The following is a 21,374-nucleotide window of genomic DNA, read 5'->3' as shown; positions in this document are numbered from 1 at the left end:
ATAACTAATGGATAAACCGCGATAGAAGGGAGTTTGACAATTGGAAACTAAACGACGAATTGTGGATAAAAATGTGCATAACGATTTGCTTTATTCACAGGCTGTGGATATGCTTCGTGCTGGTGAAGTTGTGGCTTTTCCAACTGAAACGGTGTACGGCTTAGGAGCTATTGCAACGAACGAAAATGCGGTTGCAAAAGTTTTTCAAGCGAAGGGTAGACCTTCAGATAATCCTTTAATCGTGCATGTGGGTGACCCTCATGATATTGAGAAATACGTTCAATCGATTCCTGAAAAAGCGAAACGTTGCATAGATGCTTTTTGGCCAGGTCCTTTAACGATTATTTTAAACGCGAAACCATCTTTATTTGCCTCCAATGTCACAGCGGGTTTATCCACAGTTGGCTTACGAATGCCGAATCATCCGGTTGCTCTTGAGTTGTTGAAAAGGCTAAAGGAACCACTCGCGGCTCCGAGTGCGAACCGAAGTGGAAAGCCGAGTCCGACAACAGGAAAACATGTCGAACATGATCTTCAAGGCAGAATTCCATTAATCTTAGATGGTGGTGCGACCGGCATAGGTTTAGAATCTACCGTTGCTGATTTTACCGTAGACCCCCCAGTAATATTGCGTCCAGGTGGAGTTACCGCTCCAATGTTGCGTGAAGTAATTGGGGAAGTGATCGAACCGAAGAGTGAACATGAACAAGACAGTTCAGTGCCAAAAGCACCTGGTATGAAATATGCACACTATGCGCCAGATGCACCTGTTTATTTAATAAAACCCGAGACATCTGTTATAACTGCAGCCATTAATGAGATACATAAGAATGGTCAAACGGTCGCTCTATTAGCGCCAGTTACATGCAAAGTTGACGCTGCAGATTGGTTCTTTTCGTTAGGAGATGGATTGAATCTGGATGAATATGCTCAATCGTTGTATGCGCATTTAAGGGCATGTGATGAGACGACTGCTGATATCGTGCTAGTTACAGTACCTCAAACAGATGGTGTAGGCACAGCCATATTAAACCGTCTAGAAAAAGCGGCAAATGGAAACTGGTGGATATCCTAAACTCTTCAATATTTGCATATAGTAATACGGATGCAAAAGATAGGAGAGATGTTATTTGGGTACAGAGTTGTTTGCTGGAATTTTGACGGCATTAGATGTCGTAGCGCTATATAGTGTGTTACCAAAAATAAGAACCCCCCTTCTTCTGGCCATTTGGACCGGAATCTTACATATGATTTTTCCGTTCATCGGCTTTTTAGCTGGTGAATGGATTACTCACCTTCTCCTCGAAGGTGGACGATGGATTTCATCCGTTCTACTTTTTCTAACAGGACTTCATTTATGTTTAAACCAACACAAACCAACTCCTTCCTATATTCCTCCCGCTTTTCTTGCCTTAATTGTCAGTATAGACACCTTTTCAGTTAGCCTTTCTTTTGGTATGCTTCATTTACAGAGATGGGTCTTTTTAATTAGTGCTGGTGTTTTTGCATTTATTTTTTCATACATAGCACTGAAAGGTAACTTTATTAAAGGACCGATTCTTACAAGAATATCTGGGGTATGCTTAATTATTTTGAGTGTGCTCACATTTTTAAGTAAATGAGGGATTACATGAATATTTACTTTATCTGCACGGGGAATACATGTCGAAGTCCAATGGCTGAAGCATTGTTTCAAGCTCAAAACATACCAAATACGGACGTTCGATCTGCCGGAATTTATGCAATGGATGGCGGAGATATTTCGGAGAATGCCAAACACGTCATCTCGAATAAAGGCATCGATTTCATGCATTTTTCTCGTCAAATAAGCGAAGAGGATTTACGATGGGCAGATTTAATCTTAACGATGACAACTGCTCATAAACAAATGCTCGGACAAGCTTTCCCTTATGTGATTGAGAAGACGTTTACACTTAAAGAGTATGTACGACCATATGGATCGCACGATGTTTCGGATCCTTTTGGTGGTGATGTTCAAACGTATCAAAAAACCTTTAACGAATTAGACACTTTAATAGAAGAACTCGCAACTAAGATGATGGAGGCATGAACATGGAAGCTCAAAAACAGAAACGTAAGTTTGGATTGAAAAGTAAGATTGTATTATTCGTTGTTACGTTAGCGGTCATTACATATACAACGAGTGCTATATTTATCAACTATCTTCAACCCAACTTTTTTCCGGAAATTAATTCGTTTATCTTTGAACTTAGTACATATGCATTAGGGATTCTATGGTCTGGTATTTTAGCTTATTTCTTCAGTTCTTTATTAGTAAAACCTCTTCAAAACTTAGAACAAGTTGCGAACCTAGCAGCCCAAGGAAAAATAGGCGTTGATGTGAAGATTTCAAATTCAACCGATGAAATCAATTCTGTTGCCATTGCTTTTCAATCGATGCTGACGAATATGCGACAAATGGTTGATAGTATTGAAGATAATTTCGAACGCACAAATAAAACGGTCCAACTGCTTTCAACTGAAACATCAGCAGCATCCGCTCAAGCTGAGACCATTTCTTATACTATATCTCAAATTTCTCAAGGAGCAGAAAGTTCAGCTGTCTCCATTCAAGACACCGCTGAGTCCGTTCAAGTAGTACGAATATTAGCTTCTGAAATGAATACACGCGCTGAAAGTTCTTCTCTTCATTCGAAACAAATGATCACTGAACTTGAATCTACGACTGTTATCATTCAATCACTCGTAAATGGCATTCAACGAATTGCAACTGGAAGTGAATCTGCTTTAGGTAATATCTATACACTTGAAGAAAATGCAGGAAAAGTTGAACGCATTATTGGCCTTGTAGGTGATATTGCCGCTCAAACGAATTTATTGGCATTAAATGCTTCTATAGAAGCTGCAAGAGCTGGTGAACATGGCAAAGGCTTTGCTATTGTCGCTGAAGAAGTTCGTAAATTAGCTGATGAGAGTGCGAATGCCGTAAAAGGAATTTCAGAACTAATTCATGCCATTCAATCGGATGTTCAAACAGTTGTTACCCAAATGACCGAACAAGTTTCATTTGCTGTGAATGAAGCAACACGAGTTTCTGAAACCAATGAAGCGGTTGAAGGAATGACGAGTAAAATTCATGAAGTAGCAGAATCTGTCGTGGAAATTTCAGGATTTGTTGAGAAACAACTAAAAAATATTGAAATGACTGCCCAACAATCGCAAGAAGTAGCAGCAATTGCAGAAGAAACGTCTGCAGGAGCTTTAGAAGTAAGAAGTGCTACAGAAGAACAATCTAAATCAATTGAACATATCGATCAATTGTCTGCAGAACTAAAAGAACAATCTCAGCAATTACATAAAATGATTCAACAATTTGATCGTACAACGAGCGAAATTTAACGAACTCTTTTGGACAAGTTGGTACTTTTTATTCGAATAATGATAAGATATTCATGAGGTTGAAAAGAAAAGAGGGACTCTGATGAATATTGCTATTTCTTCTGATCATGGCGGAAATAATTTACGAAAAGAAATTACAACGTTACTAAACGAACTTGGGCATACGTATCAAGATTTCGGTCCTCAAACAAGTGATTCGGTCGATTATCCGGATTATGCAAAACCAGTTTCTGAAGGTGTAGCAAACGGAACTTTTGACCGCGGTATCCTAATTTGTGGTACGGGAATAGGCATGTCGATTGCTGCCAATAAAGTCAAAGGCATACGTTGTGCACTTGTGCATGATGTTTTCAGCGCAAAAGCAACAAGAGGTCATAATGATTCAAATATATTAGCAATGGGTGAACGAGTAATTGGTGGGGGATTGGCAAGAGAAATCGTCCAAACTTGGCTTGAAGGAGAATTTGAAGGCGGTCGTCACGAGCGACGCGTTGAAAAATTAACAGCACTAGAAAACGAATAAAGGGGAATCGTTGGATGGATGCACATACATTGTGGCGTTTGCAGCTTGAAGAATTATTAGCTGAGTTAAGTACGCAAGTCGTATACCATCCGGGTCAGCTGTTTGTTGTGGGGTGTTCTACATCTGAAATTGTAGGAAAACGGATTGGATCATCTGGCGGTTTAGAAATAGCCGAAGCCTTGTTCCAACCACTTCATTCATTTGCAGAAAAGCATCAACTCCATTTAGCCTTTCAAGGCTGTGAACATATTAACCGAGCGTTAACGATGGAAAACCGAACAGCTCTTGAGTACAAACTCGATCCTGTCTCGGTTATACCCGTTCAAAAAGCAGGCGGTTCAATGTCTGCCTTCGCCTATACACAGTTTAATGAGCCAGTCATCGTCGAATCGATTCAAGCCCATGGTGGCATTGATATTGGTCAAACGTTAATTGGTATGCATTTAAAACCGGTTGCGGTGCCGATTCGAACGTCAGTCAAACAAATAGGTGACGCGGTTGTAACAGTTGCTACAACTCGTCCTAAATTGATTGGCGGAACACGTGCAATCTATCACATCAAGAAGACATAAAGGGGATATGGACTCATGAAAAAAATTGCCGAACAAGATCATACAGTATTTGAAGCGATGCAAGCTGAAAAGACACGTCAAGAAGCGAATATTGAACTAATTGCATCTGAAAACTTCGTTTCTGAAGCAGTAATGGAAGCGCAAGGATCAGTGCTAACGAATAAATACGCTGAAGGATATCCAGGGAAACGCTACTACGGTGGTTGTGAACACGTGGATGTTGTTGAAAATATTGCACGCGATCGCTTAAAAGAAATCTTCGGAGCGGATCACGCAAACGTACAGCCACACTCTGGTTCACAAGCAAATATGGCGGTCTATATGACAGCACTTGAACAAGGGGATACCGTACTAGGGATGAACTTATCTCACGGTGGTCATTTAACACACGGTAGTCATGTGAACTTCAGTGGAATTCAATACAACTTTGTTGAATATGGTGTGAATCCAGACAATGAAATGATCGATTACGAAGATGTTCGTTCTAAAGCTTTAGAACACAAACCTAAAATGATTGTTGCTGGTGCTAGCGCTTACTCTCGTGTGATCGATTTTGCTAAGTTCCGTGAAATCGCTGACGAAGTCGGTGCGTATTTAATGGTGGATATGGCTCATATTGCAGGTTTAGTGGCAACTGGTGAACATCCAAACCCAGTCCCACATGCACATTTTGTGACATCTACTACACATAAAACATTACGTGGACCTCGCGGAGGACTTATTTTATGTACAGAAGAGTTCGCTAAGAAAATTGATAAAACGATTTTCCCAGGAATTCAAGGTGGACCTTTAATGCATGTAATTGCTTCTAAAGCAGTCGCATTCGGTGAAGCGCAACAACCTGAGTTCAAAACATACATCCAACAAGTCGTGAAAAATGCAAAAGCGCTAGCTGAAGCATTCATGGCTGAAGGGATTGAAATTGTATCAGGTGGAACAGACAATCACTTAATGCTTGTAAACCTTCGCTCATTAAACCTTACAGGTAAAGTAGCTGAGCACGTGTTAGACGAAGTTGGTATTACGGTTAATAAAAACACAATTCCTTTTGACACAGAAAGCCCATTTGTTACTTCAGGTATCCGTATTGGAACACCTGCAGTTACATCTCGCGGATTTAAAGAAGAGGACATGAAAGAAATTGCGACAATTATGGTTAAATTATTGAAGAACCATGAAGATAGTGAAGTGAAGAAAGAAGTAGCTGAGCGAGTAGCGGCACTGACTTCTAAATACCCATTATATAAATAAAGAGTTAGATAATTACTAGAAAGAAAGTCTGTGGAATTCTTCGTATGAAGAATGAAGCAGATTTTTTTTTATTAGAAATTATGAGTATTTAGATAGTAGGATAGGAAAGGCGTGGGGTTCTACTAGGACCAATAAAAATTGGGAAAAGATAAGAATATAGATTATTCTAAATTTTCACTAATTTTACCATTCGAAAGTAGCTTTTTTAAATAGAATCTAATAGGATATAAGTATGACTATAACTTTAGGGGTGATAGGTATGCAGACGAATTATCCAAAAGAGTTGAGCAAAGAAATGTTATTTGCATGGTTGCGTCGTTTAGGTGAGCAATATCAAACTAGCTTTGTCGTCTCAGATCCTGATCTACCAGATAATCCACTAGTCTACGTAAACGATGCTTTCATTCGAATGTCTGGTTACGATCAAGACGAACTAATCGGTAAAAATTGTCGGTTTTTACAAGGTCCAGATACCGACATAGGTTCAGTGAAATTCCTGAAATCTAAAATGGATAAAGAAATGCCCGTACACACTGAAGTATTAAACTATCGCAAAGATGGTACCCCTTTTTGGAATGAACTCGTTATTCAACCACTGAGAGATGAAGCAGGAACGTTATTATTTTATATCGGTTTGCAACTCGATGTAACAAATCGCAAACAAACAGAGGCACTTTTTCTCGTCCAACAAGAAATTTATCAAGGAATCGATAAAGGGTATGCCTTAACGATTCTTTTACAAAAAATTTGTGATTTAGCTGAAAGCTTTTTCCAACAAGGAACGAAATGTTCCGTGTTATTAGTTGATGAAAATGAACGCTTAGTAGTAGCAGCCGCTAAGTCATTGCCTACCGAATACAATCAGTCAATTCATGGTCGAAAAATTGGACCGAATGCTGGGTCTTGTGGAACGGCTGCCTACTTGAAAAAACCAATTATTGTAACGGATATAGCAACTGATCCATTGTGGACAAACTATAAAGAGATCGCTTTGCCACATGGCTTACGAGCATGCTGGTCAATGCCGATTTTGACTTCTGATAATAAAATTGTAGGAACATTTGCTACTTATTTTTCTACTATTAATAAACCTCGTGCAGTAGATTTAGAATTTATTCAGCGTCTCATTCCACTTATTTCGTTGTCAATTAAGAATGCGGAGCATCAAGATGAAATATTAAGACTGGCTTATATAGATTCAGATACAGATTTGCCTAATCGCCACTATTTTACGAATGAACTGAAGGATATTTTACTAGAAAGAAAAACCGGTTGCATTGCTATTCTTGAACCTAGTGAATTTGCAAAGATTGTTGATATATATGGCAGGCACGCTGGTGATGACCTCATAAAACAGTTAGGGCAAAGAATTCACAGAACATGTAATGGAACTCACGATGTCATAGCCAGATTTGCTAGTTCTGCCCTGATTTTTGCTAGTGTTCTTCCATTAAAAGACGTAGAATCTTATGCTGCTAAAATCGCCCAGATTGCAACGGATCCCTTTTTAGTAGCGGATGCAGAGGTATTTATTACGCTTAAAATGGGTGTCATGACTTTTACAAAACAAGACAAATCAGCAGATGAACTTATTCGTTACACAGATACTGCTTTGTCAGATGCAAAAAAACGAATGGGCAATTCCATCTCTTTCTTTGAATCAACACAAGATGTAGCAGCGAAACATGAGATGACGATTTTTAACCATTTGTCCCATGCTATTCAAAGACAAGAATTCGATATTCATTTACAACCAAAGGTGAATTTATCCACTGGAGAAATTTTCTCTTTTGAAGCATTAGCAAGGTGGACTTCACCTGATTTAGGGGTTATCCCTCCAAGTGTATTTATTCAAGCTGCTGAAAACGCAGGGAAAATCAGAAGTATAGAAATGCAAGTTCTTCATAAAGTTTTAAATTGGCTTTCTAACCGAAAACTCGAAGGACAAAAACTATACCAAGTGGCGATTAATGTATCGACAGATCACTTTTTTCATCCTGATTTTATAAATGACCTAGTGAATACGGTAAAAGATTATAAGATTGAGCCTCAATATATTCGAGTTGAAATTACAGAGAGTATCGGATTAGTAGATTTTGAACTGGCAAAACTTATATTTGAACAACTTCGATTAGCAGGATTTGAAAGTTCAGTAGATGACTTTGGAATGGGCTTTTCTTCATTAAGTTATATTCAACAACTTCCATTCACGGAAATAAAGATTGATCGAAGTTTTATATCTAAAATTGACCATGAAGGAACTCTTGCAATTGTCCGCACAATTATTCAGTTAGCTAACAACTTAAATATGGAATCGATCGCGGAAGGAATTGAAACGGTCGAACAATTAACGATTTTAAAGTTAATGGGCTGTCAGAGCGGGCAAGGATATTATTTCTTTAAACCGATGCCAGTAAATGAAGTTGACGAAGTATTGCGTCTTCAATTGTAATGTAAAAAACACAGTCCGGCATCTAGCCCCGCTGTGTTTTTCTGCTATAATAGATGAAGTTTGAACATAAGGAGATGAACGGAATGGGAAAAGTATTCGTTTTTGATCATCCATTGATCCAACATAAATTAACGTATATTCGAGATAAGAAAACTGGTACTAAAGAATTTCGTGAACTTGTAGACGAAGTTGCTACATTAATGGCATTTGAAATTACACGTGATATGCCACTTGACGAAGTTGATGTTGAAACACCGGTAACAACAGCAAAAGCAAAAGTGTTGTCTGGTAAAAAACTTGGTATCGTCCCAATCCTGCGTGCAGGTATCGGAATGGTTGATGGGATTCTGAAATTAATTCCAGCTGCAAAGGTAGGTCATATCGGTCTATATCGTGATCCACAAACTCTTAAACCGATCGAGTATTATGTGAAATTACCTGCTGATGTTGAAGAACGTGACTTTATTCTAGTTGATCCAATGCTTGCAACAGGCGGATCTGCACTAGAAGCTATCAATTCATTGAAAAAGCGCGGAGCAAAAAATATTAAATTTATGTGCCTAATTGCTGCGCCTGAAGGAGTAGAAGTGATTCAAGAAGCTCACCCTGACGTAGACATTTACATTGCGGCACTTGATGAAAAATTAGATGATCATGGTTATATTGTTCCTGGACTAGGCGATGCTGGTGACCGTCTGTTCGGTACGAAATAAGTAAGGATGTGTGTGATAAATGAATAGAAAATGGAAAGTAATGACGATTTTCGGAACACGACCGGAAGCCATTAAAATGGCACCACTAGTTCTTGAACTGGAAAAGCATGCAGACGACATTGAATCGATTGTGACTGTAACAGCCCAACACCGTCAAATGCTTGATCAAGTTTTAGAGACTTTTGGAATTACTCCGGATTTCGATTTAAATATTATGAAAGATCGTCAGACATTAATAGACGTTACAACACGTGGATTAGAAGGTTTGGATGCAGTTATGAAAGAATCCAAACCGGATATCGTTTTAGTTCATGGGGATACAACAACGACGTTTATTGCTAGCTTGGCTGCATTTTATAATCAAATCGCTGTGGGTCACGTGGAAGCAGGATTACGTACATTTAACAAATATTCACCTTATCCTGAAGAAATGAATCGTCAACTGACTGGTGTCATGGCTGATTTACATTTTTCACCGACAGAAGTTTCTGCAGATAATTTACGCCGAGAAAATAAACCAGAAGATTGCATCGTGGTTACTGGAAATACGGCAATTGATGCACTGAAAACAACTGTACGTGATGAATATACGCATCCTGTACTAGACAAAATCGGTTCAGACCGCATGATTTTGTTAACGGCTCACCGTCGTGAAAACCTAGGACAACCTATGCGAAATATGTTCCGTGCAATTAAACAATTAATTGAAGAGCATGACGATGTGCAAGTGGTTTACCCTGTGCATATGAATCCTGCTGTAAGAGAAGTTGCCAATGAAGTTTTAGGGAACGATCCTCGAATTCATTTAATTGAACCGCTTGAAGTTTTAGATTTCCATAACTTCGCAGCACGTTCATTTATTATTTTGACGGATTCTGGTGGCGTTCAAGAAGAGGCTCCATCATTAGGAAAACCGGTTCTTGTATTACGTGATACAACAGAACGTCCTGAAGGAATCGCTGCAGGAACACTGAAGTTAGCAGGTACAGATGAAGAAACTATTTACGGAATGGCCAAAGAGCTATTAACTGACGAAGCGGCATACGCTTTAATGTCAAAAGCCTCTAACCCATACGGCGATGGCGAAGCTTCTAGAAGAATTGTTGTAGCTTTAAAAGATTATTTAACTAAAAACTAAATGAAAAAGGAACTGCATTTGCAGTTCCTTTTCGTTTGTAAACAAGTAAACGCTGGAAATTGCTTGAGTGGATTGGTAGAAGGCGTTTATATGAATGTTTTGATTTTCGCTGCGCTTCTATTTAAAAGAAGTTCATTTCAATACAAAATTCACTTGATTAATGAGACGATTTTTCTACAGTAGTATTGGTTTTGTGAATTTATCAATCAAACTGAAGGGTTTATCAATCAAATTAGAGATTTATCAATCAATCTGACGATTTATCAATCAAACTGGGCGATTTATCAATCAATCGCGTTTCGTAGCCAAGTTAACTAGGTGATCTGCCAACTCAATAGTGCGACCAGCGAAATGGCATCTATTTGAATGGTTTTGGTTTTCGCTGCGCTTCTGGTTAAAAGAATAGTGCCTTACTAATGATGTAGTTGAAAGTAATTATTTTAAAAGTGTTTAACTTGATATGAGAAAAAATGAATATTATTTATATTTATCTCAACTTCTAATGATTGAAATGGAGACGGCGACTCCAGCGGAATCAGCACGAACTGAAGACCCTGGACTGAGCAAAGCGAGGGAAGCGGCTGAAGTCGTGCCCGCGGAAAGCGTCCGTCGAAATGAAAATCAAAGGTTTTATGAGAGATATTTTATAGAAAATATAACAACTCATCCTGCTGTGCCTAAAATTTGTCGACAATATGTCGAGCCATTGTAGTTTGTGAAGTTTTTCACGGGAATCAATTGACATCAAATTACCCCTATTGTATGCTTACAAAGGGTATGAATGAGAGGGCTTTCATAGAGAAATCATGTGAAGAAACCTTGTTATATCTGCTTTCTACTAGATTCGCGGTTTTTACAAAACTTGCAAAAAACGTGAGGATCATCATGCGTCCAAATCGACGTCCTTTACACGCAATGGCCCTTTATTCGGCTATTGTCTCACAACTTGTTGGTTCTATTTTAATCGGTGTTTACACAGGTATGTGGCTCGACAGCAAAATAGGCACCACCCCGTTATTTTTAGTGCTATGTCTGTTCATTGGCCTCGCTGCTGGTGTTACAGCCGTAATTCTGTCCATTCGAAAATACGATTCAGGAGATACATAATCTATGCATGGTTTACAGCAAGTATATCAAAGGCAAAAGAAACTTATATTTTTTTTGCTCGCATTCTGTGCACTTGGCTGGGGTTTTACTCCAAACCAAACTGTGTTTGCTGGCTTAGCATTAGGCGCCCTCTTTGGGTTGTATAACTTTTGGCTCCTCGTACGGAGATTGGAAAAATTCGACCGCTCTTTAAATGAAGGGAAGAAAGTCAAATCACTCGGCACTGCTATGAGGTTCGCCTCTGGAATAGCGGCTGTGGCGGTTGCGATGTCTGTTCCTGAACAATTTCATTTAGGAAGCACGGTCATTGGGTTGATGATTCCGTATGTTTACTTACTTGTAGACAGAATTGTATACCATGTGAAACACCATTAATCGAATTGTGAAAGAGAGGTGAATGCATCGTGCATCATGAGAATCCGACGGTTACATGGCTTGGACTTACGTTCAATCTGTCTAACGTTTTGATGCTATCAGTTACCGCACTAATTGTTTTCTTAATTGCTGTGTTTGCTACACGTAAATTGAGTTTAAAACCAACTGGTATGCAAAACTTTATGGAGTGGGTTATGGACTTCGTAAAAGGTATTATCAAGAGCAACATGGACTGGAACACAGGTGGTCGTTTCCATGTACTTGGAATTACACTAATTATGTTTATCTTCGTGGCAAACATGTTAGGTCTTCCATTCGCTATCATAGTTAACGGAGAGTTATGGTGGAAATCACCAACAGCTGATCCACTAGTAGCTATGACACTTGCAACAATGGTGGTTGTTTTAACACACTACTATGCGATTCAAATGAAAGGTTTGAAAGAATACGGAAAAGACTACTTACGTCCACTTCCATTCTTAGCACCTTTGAAAGTAATTGAAGAGTTCGCGAATACGTTGACACTCGGTCTTCGTCTTTACGGAAACATTTATGCAGGGGAAATCCTACTCGGCTTACTAGCTGGTATAGGTGGAGCAAGCTTCTTAGGCTTCTTCGGAGTTATTGTACCAACACTAGCTTGGCAAGGTTTCTCGATTTTCGTTGGAGCAATCCAATCGTTTATCTTCGTTATGTTAACGATGGTTTATATGGCTCACAAAGTGAGTCACGACCATTAATATACTGTTCATTCATTTGAACAATTAACACAAAAAAACACATATTCCAAGGAGGAAATTTTATTATGACAGGTTCAGTAGGTTTATTAGCAGCAGCTATCGCAATCGGTTTAGGTGCACTTGGTGCAGGTATTGGTAACGGATTAATCGTTTCAAAAACAGTTGAAGGTATCGCTCGCCAACCAGAAGCTCGTGGCACGCTTCAAACAACAATGTTCATCGGGGTTGCATTAGTTGAGGCACTTCCAATCATCGCTGCAGTTATCGCGTTCATCGCTTTAAACGCTTAATTTGTAGTCGGTTTTATAAAATGGCGAAGTTGATCCTTCGCCATTCTCTTATGAAAAGATACTATTTAGTAACTTTAAATTGGAAATACATCTAATTAGATTCACACATAGAATGAAGCTCTTGAAGGGAGTGAAACAATCGTGTTTTTGGATTATCTCGTATTGAATGCATCTGCTGGTCAATTCCTGAACACAGGTGACATCTTTGCTACTTTAATTATTTTCATCATCTTGATGCTCCTTTTGAAAAAATTCGCTTGGGGCCCGTTGATGGGAATAATGAAGCAACGTGAAGATTTGATTGCGAGTGAAATCGAAGCAGCTGAAATTAGCCGTCAAGAATCACAGCAATTATTAGAGGAACAACGTAGTTTGTTGAAAGAAGCACGTACAGAAGCACAAGCGATTGTTGAAAACGCGAAGAAACAAGGTGACGTACAACGTGAAGAAATCATCACTGTTGCACGCGCTGAAGCTAGCCGTTTGAAAGAATCAGCTGTCCGTGAAATCGAAACAGAAAAAGAGAAAGCAATCGCAGCAGTTCGCGAAGAAGTTGTCACTCTTTCTGTTCTTGCAGCATCTAAAGTTCTTGGGAAAGAAATTTCTGAGGAAGATAACCGTGCGTTAATCGAAGAAACGATTGCGAAGGCAGGCGATGTAGGGTGAGTAAATCAACTGCAGCCAAACGTTATGCTTTAGCATTGTTTGAATTAGCACAACAACATAACCAATTAGCTTCTATTGAAGAAGATCTTCGTGAAGTGAAAGTGGTATTTAAAGAAAATCGTGAATTGCAAGTTTTGCTTGCAACACCGAAACTTTCTTTAACTCGCAAGAAAGAAATTATCCGTGAACTATTCGCGAAAGCCAATCCACTTGTAGTAAATACACTTCAAGTATTGATTGACCGTAGCCGAATTAACGAAACTGTTGCAGTTGCAACTGAATTCGCTAAACTTGCCAACGAAGCTCAAGGCGTTGAAGATGCAAAAGTATTCTCAACTCGTCCATTAACGGATGATGAGCGTGCAGCTATATCTTCTGCATTTGCGCACAAAGTAGGCAAGCAATCTTTACGAATTGAAAACGAAATTGATCCATCACTTATTGGTGGCATGCGTCTTCAAATCGGTAACCGTATCTTTGACAGCAGTGTTAGCACGAAGCTAGACCGCTTGAAAAAACAACTTATTGGTTAATATTATGAAATGAAAGAGGTGACATACATGAGCATCAAAGCTGAAGAAATCAGTGTTCTGATTAAGCAGCAGATTGAAAATTATCAATCTGAGATGAAAGTTAGCGATGTTGGTACAGTTATCCAAATTGGTGACGGTATCGCTCGTGCTCATGGTCTCGACAACGTCATGGCTGGAGAGTTAATTGAATTCTCTACCGGTGTTATGGGTATGGCACAAAACTTAGAAGCTAACAATGTTGGTATCGTTATTCTAGGACCATATTCAGATATCAAAGAAGGCGATGAAGTACGTCGTACAGGCCGTATTATGGAAGTACCAGTTGGACCAGAATTGATTGGCCGTGTAGTCAATCCACTTGGACAACCAGTTGATGGGTTAGGCCCAATCAGCACAACAAGAACTCGCCCGATCGAAAGCCCAGCACAAGGTGTTATGGCACGTAAATCGGTTCATGAGCCATTACAAACAGGTATTAAAGCGATTGATGCACTTGTGCCAATCGGTCGTGGTCAACGTGAGTTGATCATCGGTGACCGTCAAACAGGTAAAACATCTGTTGCGATTGATACTATTCTTAACCAAGCAGACCAAAACATGATTTGTATTTACGTAGCAATCGGTCAAAAAGAATCGACTGTTCGTAACGTAGTTGAAACGCTTCGTAAAAACGGCGCTTTAGAATACACAATCGTTGTTACTGCTTCAGCATCTCAACCAGCTCCATTGCTATTCCTTGCTCCTTACACAGGAATCACAATGGCGGAAGAGTTCATGTTCGAAGGCAAGCACGTATTAGTTGTTTATGATGATTTATCTAAACAAGCTGCGGCTTACCGTGAACTTTCACTATTACTTCGTCGTCCTCCAGGTCGTGAAGCATATCCAGGGGATGTATTCTACCTTCATAGCCGTTTATTAGAGCGTGCTGCGAAATTGAATGAAACACTTGGAGCAGGTTCGATTACAGCTCTTCCATTCGTTGAAACGCAAGCTGGAGATATCTCTGCTTATATTCCAACAAACGTAATTTCGATTACAGATGGACAGATCTTCTTACAATCTGACTTATTCTTCTCAGGTGTTCGTCCAGCAATCAACGCGGGTCTTTCAGTATCACGTGTTGGTGGTTCAGCTCAAATTAAAGCAATGAAAAAAGTTGCGGGTACACTACGTCTTGACTTAGCTGCATTCCGTGAACTTGAAGCATTCGCACAATTTGGTTCTGATTTGGATAAAGCAACTCAAGCTAAATTAAATCGTGGTGCACGTACAGTAGAAGTATTGAAACAAGACTTGAACAAACCAATCAAGGTTGAAAAACAAGTTGTCATTCTATACGCTCTAACACGTGGTCATTTAGATGATATTGCCGTGCAAGATATCGTTCGTTTCGAAAACGAATTATATAGCTGGTTAGATTCAAACCACACTAACGTTATTGATCACATCCGTACAACAAAAGATCTTCCTGCTGACGAAGACTTAGTAAACGCGATCTCTGCGTTTAAGAAGACATTTGCTAAATCAGAATAATCTTTTTGGATGAATAAAAAACGATAAGGTGGTGAAATACCAGTGGCATCATTACGCGACATAAAAAGCCGAATAACATCGACTAAAAAGACAAGTCAAATTACAAGAGCAATGCAGATGGTGTCGGCTTCAAAATTAAACCGTGCAGAGTTGAATGCGAAATCATTCGTACCTTACATGGCAAAAATTCAAGAAGTCGTTGGCGCAATTGCATCAGGTACACAAGACAGTGGACATCCAATGTTAACTTCTCGTCCTGTAGCAAAAACTGCATACCTTGTTATTACATCTGATCGTGGACTTGCCGGAGCATATAACAGTAACGTGTTACGCGTTGTTACAAATGCTATCCGTGAACGTCATACATCAAATGATCAATTTGTCATCTTTGCAGTTGGCCGTGTTGGCCGTGATTTTTTCACAAAACGCGGATTTTCAGTAATTGAAAGTATGGTCGCATTGCCTGACCAACCTTCATTTGCTGATATTAAGGAAATTGCGCGCAAGGCTGTTGGTATGTTCACAGAAGGTACGTATGATGAACTTTATATGTACTACAACCATTTTGTTAGCGCCATTCAACAAGACGTTACAGAGAAAAAGGTGCTACCTTTAACTGACATCGAAACATCAAGTTCAACTGCTTCATATGAATTCGAGCCTTCTGGCGATGCAATTCTTGAAGTACTGCTTCCACAATATGCGGAAAGCTTGATCTACGGTGCTCTACTTGACGGTAAAGCAAGTGAACATGCTGCACGTATGACAGCAATGAAGAGTGCAACCGATAACGCTAGTGAATTAATTAGTTCATTAACATTACAATTTAACCGTGCACGACAAGCAGCGATTACCCAAGAAATTACGGAAATCGTAGGCGGCGTAGCGGCTCTAGAATAGAAGTATTAAGTAGGACAGGAGGGTACAAGTATGAACAAAGGACACGTTCTTCAAGTAATGGGTCCCGTTGTTGACGTTAAGTTTGACAATGGACACTTACCAGCAATCTACAATGCTTTGACAGTTACGATTGAACGTCCAAACCAAGAACCTACAACGTTAACTCTTGAAGTTGCGTTACATCTTGGTGACGACTCTGTACGTACAGTTGCGATGTCATCTACTGATGGCTTAAAACGTGGTGCTGACGTAACAGACGCTGGTTCTGCAATTACAGTTCCAGTTGGTGATATCACATTAGGTCGTGTATTTAACGTACTTGGTGAAGTAATTGACTTAGGTGAAGAAATTCCGGCTGAATTACGCCGTGACCCGATTCACCGTTTAGCTCCAACTTTCGAGCATCTTTCAACTGAAGTTGAAATTCTTGAAACAGGTATCAAAGTAGTAGACTTATTAGCACCATATATTAAAGGTGGTAAAATCGGTCTCTTCGGTGGTGCCGGTGTTGGTAAAACAGTTTTAATCCAGGAATTAATTAATAACATCGCTCAAGAACATGGTGGTATCTCGGTATTCGCAGGTGTTGGTGAGCGTACGCGTGAAGGAAATGACTTATTCCATGAGATGAGCGATTCAGGCGTTATTAAGAAAACAGCAATGGTATTCGGACAAATGAACGAGCCGCCTGGTGCACGTATGCGTGTTGCCTTGACTGGTTTAACAATGGCTGAGTATTTCCGTGATGACCAAGGTGCAGACGTACTATTGTTCATCGATAATATCTTCCGTTTCACACAAGCAGGTTCTGAGGTTTCTGCCTTACTAGGTCGTATGCCTTCAGCCGTTGGTTACCAACCAACTCTTGCTACAGAAATGGGTCAATTACAAGAGCGTATTACGTCTACGAACAAAGGTTCAGTAACGTCGATTCAAGCAATCTACGTACCAGCCGATGACTATACGGATCCAGCTCCTGCAACGACATTTGCTCACTTAGATGCAACAACTAACTTAGAGCGTAAACTATCTGAAATGGGTATCTACCCAGCGGTAGATCCTTTGGCTTCGACTTCACGTGCATTGTCACCTGAAATCGTTGGTGAAGAACATTACTCAGTAGCTCGCCAAGTTCAATCTACACTTCAACGTTACAAAGAATTACAAGATATCATTGCGATCCTTGGTATGGATGAGTTATCTGATGAAGACAAGTTAACGGTTAACCGTGCACGTCGAATTCAATTCTACTTATCACAAAACTTCCACGTAGCTGAGCAATTTACAGGTCAAAAAGGTTCTTACGTTCCAGTTAAAGAAACAATTCAAGGGTTTAAACAAATTCTTGAAGGAACATATGATCACTTACCTGAAGATGCATTCCGTTTAGTGGGTCGTATTGAAGAAGTAATCGAAAAAGCGAAAAGCATGGGCGTTGAAGTTTAATAACAGGGACCAGGAGGGGAAAAAATGAAGACCATCAAAGTCAATATTGTCACTCCCGACGGCCCGGTATACGATTCAGAAGTCAACATGATTATTGCTAATACTACTACTGGTGAAATCGGTATTTTACCTGGTCACATTCCGATGGTAGCTCCTCTAGAAGTGAGTGCTATTCGATTGAAAAAAGACAATCAAACAGACATCGTCGCAGTTAGTGGCGGGTTCCTTGAGGTTCGTCCAGATCAGGTTTCTATCCTTGCTCCATCAGCTGAAGTCTCTAGTACGATTGATATCAACCGTGCTAAAGAAGCAATGAAACGTGCAGAAGAACGTCTAAACTTATCAAAACAAGACGACGTCGATTTCAAACGTGCGGAATTATCGTTAAAACGCGCAATGAATCGTATCAACGTTAATGAGGGTAACATCTAATCTTTAAGCTAAAAACGGGCAGAGGAATACTTCCTTTTGCCCGTTTTTTTTGATTTTTTTAACGACGATTGATTTCAGTAGTACCATGAATAATCAAGTGAACGCTTTGGCTTGTTATTTTGAATTCAACTTCCGTTAAAACAGATTGTGAAGTTCATGATTGTCGAAAATGAAAAATAGCTGGTTCGTTCGGAAAAAGGAACAAGATTTACTTAAAGTATTTCCTGAATATTTATGAATGAAAGAAGGGGTCTATATGTTTGAAGCAATGGGACAACAAGCAGTACTTGGTATCATATCTCATGTATTTTTTATTGGTGTATCCTTTTACGCTTTACAAGCATTAATGATTGATAAATTCATTAAAAAGAATCATGTCTTTCAAGCTCAGCTGCTATATATATTTTTGAGTATTTTGATTGGGACATCAGTCTCGAATTTCTTTTTAACGATATCGGGTTGGTCTAACCAATTACCTTATTTATTTCAATAAAGTTCTCTTCATGTCCAGGCATATGAAGGGAGTCGTATGTAAGGACATGAAGAAAACTTGTATTACCCGGGAAATAATTTGTCGAAATAGGTTTCGCATATGTATTGGTAGGGAACAGATTATTATAATGCATGCGCGCATAGATAGATAGTTTTTTAGAATTGGGAATGTACCGACACAAACATCCTATGACTTACGTATCATATAAGGCAGGGAAATCGACAAAAAAAATTAAAAAAATAAGGGCATCGGTCCTTGTTAAAAAAATGAATTGCCTGTAACATTGGAAATGTTTTAATTCCTAATTAATGACATCATACAAGTTGAAAATTGAGAGAATAAATAGAAAATTACAAAGAAGTTGGAGGGTCAAACGGTGGATAAAATAGTTGTAAAAGGTGGACAAAAGTTAAAAGGTAAAGTGCGAGTAGAAGGTGCAAAAAATGCGGTGTTACCGGTTTTAGCTGCAGCATTACTTGCTTCAAAAGGGAAAAATATCATTCGTGACGTACCTAATTTAGCAGATGTTTATACGATTCATGAAGTTTTAAAAAGTTTGAATGCAGATGTTCAATACTTTCCAAAGCAAAACGAAGTGGTGATTGATTCATCAGCTACATTATCAAGTGAAGCACAATTCGAGTATGTTCGAAAAATGCGTGCATCAATCTTAGTTATGGGTCCTTTATTAGCGCGTAACGGTTTTGCACGAGTAGCACTTCCAGGTGGTTGTGCAATCGGTTCACGTCCAATTGATCAACATTTAAAAGGATTCGAAGCTATGGGTGCTGAAATCTCATTTGGACATGGTTATGTTGAAGCTAAATCTGAAGGTAGATTAAAAGGTGCTAAAATTTATCTGGATTTCCCAAGTGTTGGAGCGACAGAGAACATTTTAACAGCAGCTGCACTTGCAGAGGGAGTTACAATTCTTGAAAATGCAGCAAAAGAGCCGGAAATTGTCGATTTAGCGAACTTCATTAACGAAATGGGTGGTCGCGTAATTGGTGCAGGAACTGACACGATTCGCATTGAAGGTGTGGAAGCACTAGAAGGCGCGGTTCATCATATTATTCCTGACCGTATCGAAGCTGGTACATTCATGGTAGCTGCAGCAATAACAAATGGTGACGTTATTATTGAAAATGCAGTTCCAGAGCATATGGCAGCATTAATTTCTAAAATGGAAGAAATGGGTGTCAAAATCAATGAAGAAGAAGAGGGCTTACGAATTCGTTCTTCTGGTAAAATAACTTCGGTTGATATCAAGACAATGCCACACCCAGGTTTCCCAACAGACATGCAATCACAAATGATGTCGTTGATGCTAACTGCTACGGGTACTGGTATCGTAACTGAAACTGTATTTGAAAACCGCTTCATGCATGTGGAAGAATTCCGTCGCATGAACGGGAATGTAAAAATTGAAGGCCGTTCAGTGATCATGCAAGGTCCTTCAGATCTTCAAGGTGCAGAAGTTGCAGCAACGGACTTACGTGCAGCAGCAGCTCTTATTCTAGCTGGATTAGCTGCAGAAGGCGTTACTCGTGTTACTGAGCTATACCATTTAGATCGCGGTTATGTTAACTTCCATTTAAAATTACAAGCATTAGGTGCAGATATTGAACGTGTTAATACTGAATCAACAGATGAGAAAGTAATGCAAACCGTTTAATTCACTTATATTCATACTATTCCTAAAACCGTCTTCTTATTCTTATAAGAAGACGGTTTTTTTGCGCTGATAATACAATATTTCATAACGGATTTCAGTAACCTCCTGGAAAGCGTTCTCAGCAATGAAGTCGACCAGTCAATTTAGTTTTTCTAGGGTACTAAATAAATGGGAGATAGTCATAATTGTTGCAAGTAGTGAATACAGTTCACATATGAGATATCTAGCCATTATTATAGCCTGCCTCTGTCTCTTTTTACTGCCACTGCAATTAATAAAGAAAAATCCCACTTCACCCGAACTACAAACAATTTCAACCAATGCTTGCCCAATTTCCATTCAAGTAGAAGGAATTGCCGAACCCCTTGAGCTAGAAGATTATATTGTAGGTGTAGTAAGTGCTGAAATGCCTTCTTCATTCCATGTAGAAGCGTTAAAAGCACAAGCGATTGCAGCGAGAACATTTGCTTTAAAAACGACGAACTATGGGGAAACCCCTATTAAACCAACTGTGTCTCATCAAGCGTTTATTCCAAAAGAAAAACAAGCGAATAACGAAAGGGTAATACAAGCTGTAAAAGATACGGAATCACAAATCTTGAGCTATCAAAACCAGCTGATTACGGCTATGTTTTTTTCAACCAGTAATGGTGCAACAGAAAGTGCTGAAAATTATAGTGGGTTTGAAATCCCTTATCTAACTTCTACTGAAAGCATAGGAGATTCGATTTCTCCAAAATTTCAACAACAACAAACATATACGTTGAGCGAATGGAACAAAGCTTTTGGTTTTGTATGGTCTGCAGAACAGCTTCAATCGATTGTCTTGGAAGAGAACGAATCAAAACGAATTCAAACAATGAAAACCAACCAACATAAATGGACAGGTCGTGAAGTTCGTGAAATTTTAAAATTACCATCCACTGATTTTGATATTTCAATAGATGAAGAGTTAATTACCGTTACAACAAAAGGATATGGTCATGGAGTTGGTATGAGTCAATATGGTGCAAACGCTATGGCTAATGAAGGAAAAAAGGCTGAAGACATACTCTTTCACTACTATCAACAAACAGAAATAAAAAATTTCCAAACTTTGCATTCAGCATGTTTAAAATAAGTTACCTCTGACAACACTAGCAATTAGAGGT

General features: G+C 39.2%; 24 protein-coding genes. All 24 read left to right on the top strand.

The features are described 5' to 3' along the window. Window positions 1–40: 40 nt before the first annotated feature. Window positions 41–1,075 (top strand): L-threonylcarbamoyladenylate synthase, encoded by a 1,035-nt coding sequence (locus ACHUE4_RS11965; protein ID WP_394190315.1) that lies wholly within the window; start codon window positions 41–43, stop codon window positions 1,073–1,075. 55 nt (window positions 1,076–1,130) lie between these two features. After that, on the top strand, window positions 1,131–1,622 hold the full coding sequence (locus tag ACHUE4_RS11960) for a manganese efflux pump (protein ID WP_394190313.1): 492 nt from the start codon (window positions 1,131–1,133) through the stop codon (window positions 1,620–1,622). An 8-nt stretch (window positions 1,623–1,630) separates the two neighbouring features. Then, entirely contained in the window at window positions 1,631–2,071 is a 441-nt protein-coding gene (locus tag ACHUE4_RS11955) for a low molecular weight protein arginine phosphatase (RefSeq protein ID WP_394190311.1), read from the top strand. Between the two features lie 2 nt (window positions 2,072–2,073). Further along, window positions 2,074–3,381 carry a methyl-accepting chemotaxis protein gene (locus ACHUE4_RS11950; RefSeq protein ID WP_394190309.1) on the top strand — a complete coding sequence of 436 codons (1,308 nt, stop codon included), beginning with the start codon at window positions 2,074–2,076 and terminating at the stop codon, window positions 3,379–3,381. A gap of 82 nt (window positions 3,382–3,463) precedes the next feature. Beyond that, the gene (gene rpiB / locus ACHUE4_RS11945) at window positions 3,464–3,904 is read left to right on the top strand and encodes a ribose 5-phosphate isomerase B (RefSeq protein ID WP_394190307.1); all 441 of its coding nucleotides are present in this window, start codon (window positions 3,464–3,466) and stop codon (window positions 3,902–3,904) included. Between the two features lie 14 nt (window positions 3,905–3,918). Next, on the top strand, window positions 3,919–4,476 hold the full coding sequence (locus ACHUE4_RS11940) for a TIGR01440 family protein (protein ID WP_394190305.1): 558 nt from the start codon (window positions 3,919–3,921) through the stop codon (window positions 4,474–4,476). Between the two features lie 15 nt (window positions 4,477–4,491). Next, window positions 4,492–5,727 (top strand): serine hydroxymethyltransferase, encoded by a 1,236-nt coding sequence (gene glyA, locus ACHUE4_RS11935; RefSeq protein ID WP_394190303.1) that lies wholly within the window; start codon window positions 4,492–4,494, stop codon window positions 5,725–5,727. A 259-nt stretch (window positions 5,728–5,986) separates the two neighbouring features. Continuing rightward, entirely contained in the window at window positions 5,987–8,179 is a 2,193-nt protein-coding gene (locus tag ACHUE4_RS11930) for a bifunctional diguanylate cyclase/phosphodiesterase (RefSeq protein WP_394190301.1), read from the top strand. Between the two features lie 83 nt (window positions 8,180–8,262). Further along, on the top strand, window positions 8,263–8,892 hold the full coding sequence (gene upp, locus ACHUE4_RS11925) for a uracil phosphoribosyltransferase (RefSeq protein ID WP_394190299.1): 630 nt from the start codon (window positions 8,263–8,265) through the stop codon (window positions 8,890–8,892). A gap of 19 nt (window positions 8,893–8,911) precedes the next feature. Then, window positions 8,912–10,030: a non-hydrolyzing UDP-N-acetylglucosamine 2-epimerase gene (gene wecB / locus ACHUE4_RS11920; protein WP_394190297.1), complete on the top strand. Its 1,119-nt coding sequence runs from the start codon at window positions 8,912–8,914 to the stop codon at window positions 10,028–10,030. Between the two features lie 460 nt (window positions 10,031–10,490). Next, a complete protein-coding gene (locus tag ACHUE4_RS11915) occupies window positions 10,491–10,742 on the top strand; it encodes a hypothetical protein (protein ID WP_394190295.1) in 252 nt (83 codons plus the stop codon). A gap of 173 nt (window positions 10,743–10,915) precedes the next feature. Next, on the top strand, window positions 10,916–11,137 hold the full coding sequence (locus ACHUE4_RS11910) for an AtpZ/AtpI family protein (protein ID WP_394190294.1): 222 nt from the start codon (window positions 10,916–10,918) through the stop codon (window positions 11,135–11,137). A gap of 3 nt (window positions 11,138–11,140) precedes the next feature. Next, on the top strand, window positions 11,141–11,512 hold the full coding sequence (locus tag ACHUE4_RS11905; RefSeq protein WP_394190292.1) for an ATP synthase subunit I: 372 nt from the start codon (window positions 11,141–11,143) through the stop codon (window positions 11,510–11,512). Window positions 11,513–11,541: 29 nt separating this feature from the next. Continuing rightward, the gene (atpB, locus tag ACHUE4_RS11900) at window positions 11,542–12,252 is read left to right on the top strand and encodes a F0F1 ATP synthase subunit A (protein ID WP_394190290.1); all 711 of its coding nucleotides are present in this window, start codon (window positions 11,542–11,544) and stop codon (window positions 12,250–12,252) included. 65 nt (window positions 12,253–12,317) lie between these two features. Further along, window positions 12,318–12,542, top strand: coding sequence for a F0F1 ATP synthase subunit C (gene atpE / locus ACHUE4_RS11895; protein WP_394190289.1), 225 nt, complete (start codon window positions 12,318–12,320; stop codon window positions 12,540–12,542). A gap of 141 nt (window positions 12,543–12,683) precedes the next feature. Next, window positions 12,684–13,208 (top strand): F0F1 ATP synthase subunit B, encoded by a 525-nt coding sequence (atpF, locus tag ACHUE4_RS11890; RefSeq protein ID WP_394190287.1) that lies wholly within the window; start codon window positions 12,684–12,686, stop codon window positions 13,206–13,208. Next, a complete protein-coding gene (locus ACHUE4_RS11885) occupies window positions 13,205–13,741 on the top strand; it encodes a F0F1 ATP synthase subunit delta (RefSeq protein ID WP_394190285.1) in 537 nt (178 codons plus the stop codon). The genes atpF and ACHUE4_RS11885 overlap by 4 nt, the downstream gene beginning before the upstream one ends. A 27-nt stretch (window positions 13,742–13,768) precedes the next feature. Continuing rightward, window positions 13,769–15,277, top strand: a complete 1,509-nt coding sequence (gene atpA, locus ACHUE4_RS11880; RefSeq protein ID WP_394190284.1) for a F0F1 ATP synthase subunit alpha — start codon at window positions 13,769–13,771, stop codon at window positions 15,275–15,277. A gap of 42 nt (window positions 15,278–15,319) precedes the next feature. Beyond that, the gene (gene atpG, locus ACHUE4_RS11875; RefSeq protein ID WP_394190283.1) at window positions 15,320–16,177 is read left to right on the top strand and encodes an ATP synthase F1 subunit gamma; all 858 of its coding nucleotides are present in this window, start codon (window positions 15,320–15,322) and stop codon (window positions 16,175–16,177) included. A 30-nt stretch (window positions 16,178–16,207) separates the two neighbouring features. Continuing rightward, window positions 16,208–17,623 carry a F0F1 ATP synthase subunit beta gene (gene atpD / locus ACHUE4_RS11870; protein WP_394190282.1) on the top strand — a complete coding sequence of 472 codons (1,416 nt, stop codon included), beginning with the start codon at window positions 16,208–16,210 and terminating at the stop codon, window positions 17,621–17,623. Window positions 17,624–17,647: 24 nt separating this feature from the next. Further along, window positions 17,648–18,055 (top strand): F0F1 ATP synthase subunit epsilon, encoded by a 408-nt coding sequence (locus tag ACHUE4_RS11865; protein ID WP_394190281.1) that lies wholly within the window; start codon window positions 17,648–17,650, stop codon window positions 18,053–18,055. 256 nt (window positions 18,056–18,311) lie between these two features. Further along, complete coding sequence (locus ACHUE4_RS11860) at window positions 18,312–18,548, top strand: DUF1146 family protein (protein WP_394190279.1); 237 nt, start codon at window positions 18,312–18,314, stop codon at window positions 18,546–18,548. A gap of 376 nt (window positions 18,549–18,924) precedes the next feature. Then, window positions 18,925–20,223 carry a UDP-N-acetylglucosamine 1-carboxyvinyltransferase gene (gene murA / locus ACHUE4_RS11855; protein ID WP_394190277.1) on the top strand — a complete coding sequence of 433 codons (1,299 nt, stop codon included), beginning with the start codon at window positions 18,925–18,927 and terminating at the stop codon, window positions 20,221–20,223. Window positions 20,224–20,347: 124 nt separating this feature from the next. After that, window positions 20,348–21,343 carry a stage II sporulation protein D gene (gene spoIID, locus ACHUE4_RS11850; RefSeq protein WP_394190275.1) on the top strand — a complete coding sequence of 332 codons (996 nt, stop codon included), beginning with the start codon at window positions 20,348–20,350 and terminating at the stop codon, window positions 21,341–21,343. Window positions 21,344–21,374: the final 31 nt, after the last annotated feature.

This window comes from Paenisporosarcina quisquiliarum, from assembly GCF_043641925.1.
Classification (GTDB): Bacteria; Bacillota; Bacilli; order Bacillales_A; family Planococcaceae; genus Paenisporosarcina; species Paenisporosarcina quisquiliarum_A.
The sequence above is the reverse complement of the archived record's forward strand: the minus strand, read 5'-3'. Positions and strand labels throughout refer to the sequence as shown.

Coding starts and splice junctions, on each gene's coding strand:
- atpA (WP_394190284.1), top strand. CDS start 13,769: ATGAGCATCAAAGCTGAAGAAATCAGTGTTCTGATTAAGCAGCAGATT.
- ACHUE4_RS11930 (WP_394190301.1), top strand. CDS start 5,987: ATGCAGACGAATTATCCAAAAGAGTTGAGCAAAGAAATGTTATTTGCA.
- ACHUE4_RS11950 (WP_394190309.1), top strand. CDS start 2,074: ATGGAAGCTCAAAAACAGAAACGTAAGTTTGGATTGAAAAGTAAGATT.
- rpiB (WP_394190307.1), top strand. CDS start 3,464: ATGAATATTGCTATTTCTTCTGATCATGGCGGAAATAATTTACGAAAA.
- ACHUE4_RS11940 (WP_394190305.1), top strand. CDS start 3,919: ATGGATGCACATACATTGTGGCGTTTGCAGCTTGAAGAATTATTAGCT.
- wecB (WP_394190297.1), top strand. CDS start 8,912: ATGAATAGAAAATGGAAAGTAATGACGATTTTCGGAACACGACCGGAA.
- atpE (WP_394190289.1), top strand. CDS start 12,318: ATGACAGGTTCAGTAGGTTTATTAGCAGCAGCTATCGCAATCGGTTTA.
- ACHUE4_RS11915 (WP_394190295.1), top strand. CDS start 10,491: ATGAGAAAAAATGAATATTATTTATATTTATCTCAACTTCTAATGATT.
- atpD (WP_394190282.1), top strand. CDS start 16,208: ATGAACAAAGGACACGTTCTTCAAGTAATGGGTCCCGTTGTTGACGTT.
- ACHUE4_RS11865 (WP_394190281.1), top strand. CDS start 17,648: ATGAAGACCATCAAAGTCAATATTGTCACTCCCGACGGCCCGGTATAC.
- ACHUE4_RS11955 (WP_394190311.1), top strand. CDS start 1,631: ATGAATATTTACTTTATCTGCACGGGGAATACATGTCGAAGTCCAATG.
- ACHUE4_RS11905 (WP_394190292.1), top strand. CDS start 11,141: ATGCATGGTTTACAGCAAGTATATCAAAGGCAAAAGAAACTTATATTT.
- glyA (WP_394190303.1), top strand. CDS start 4,492: ATGAAAAAAATTGCCGAACAAGATCATACAGTATTTGAAGCGATGCAA.
- ACHUE4_RS11910 (WP_394190294.1), top strand. CDS start 10,916: ATGCGTCCAAATCGACGTCCTTTACACGCAATGGCCCTTTATTCGGCT.
- spoIID (WP_394190275.1), top strand. CDS start 20,348: ATGAAGTCGACCAGTCAATTTAGTTTTTCTAGGGTACTAAATAAATGG.
- ACHUE4_RS11860 (WP_394190279.1), top strand. CDS start 18,312: ATGTTTGAAGCAATGGGACAACAAGCAGTACTTGGTATCATATCTCAT.
- upp (WP_394190299.1), top strand. CDS start 8,263: ATGGGAAAAGTATTCGTTTTTGATCATCCATTGATCCAACATAAATTA.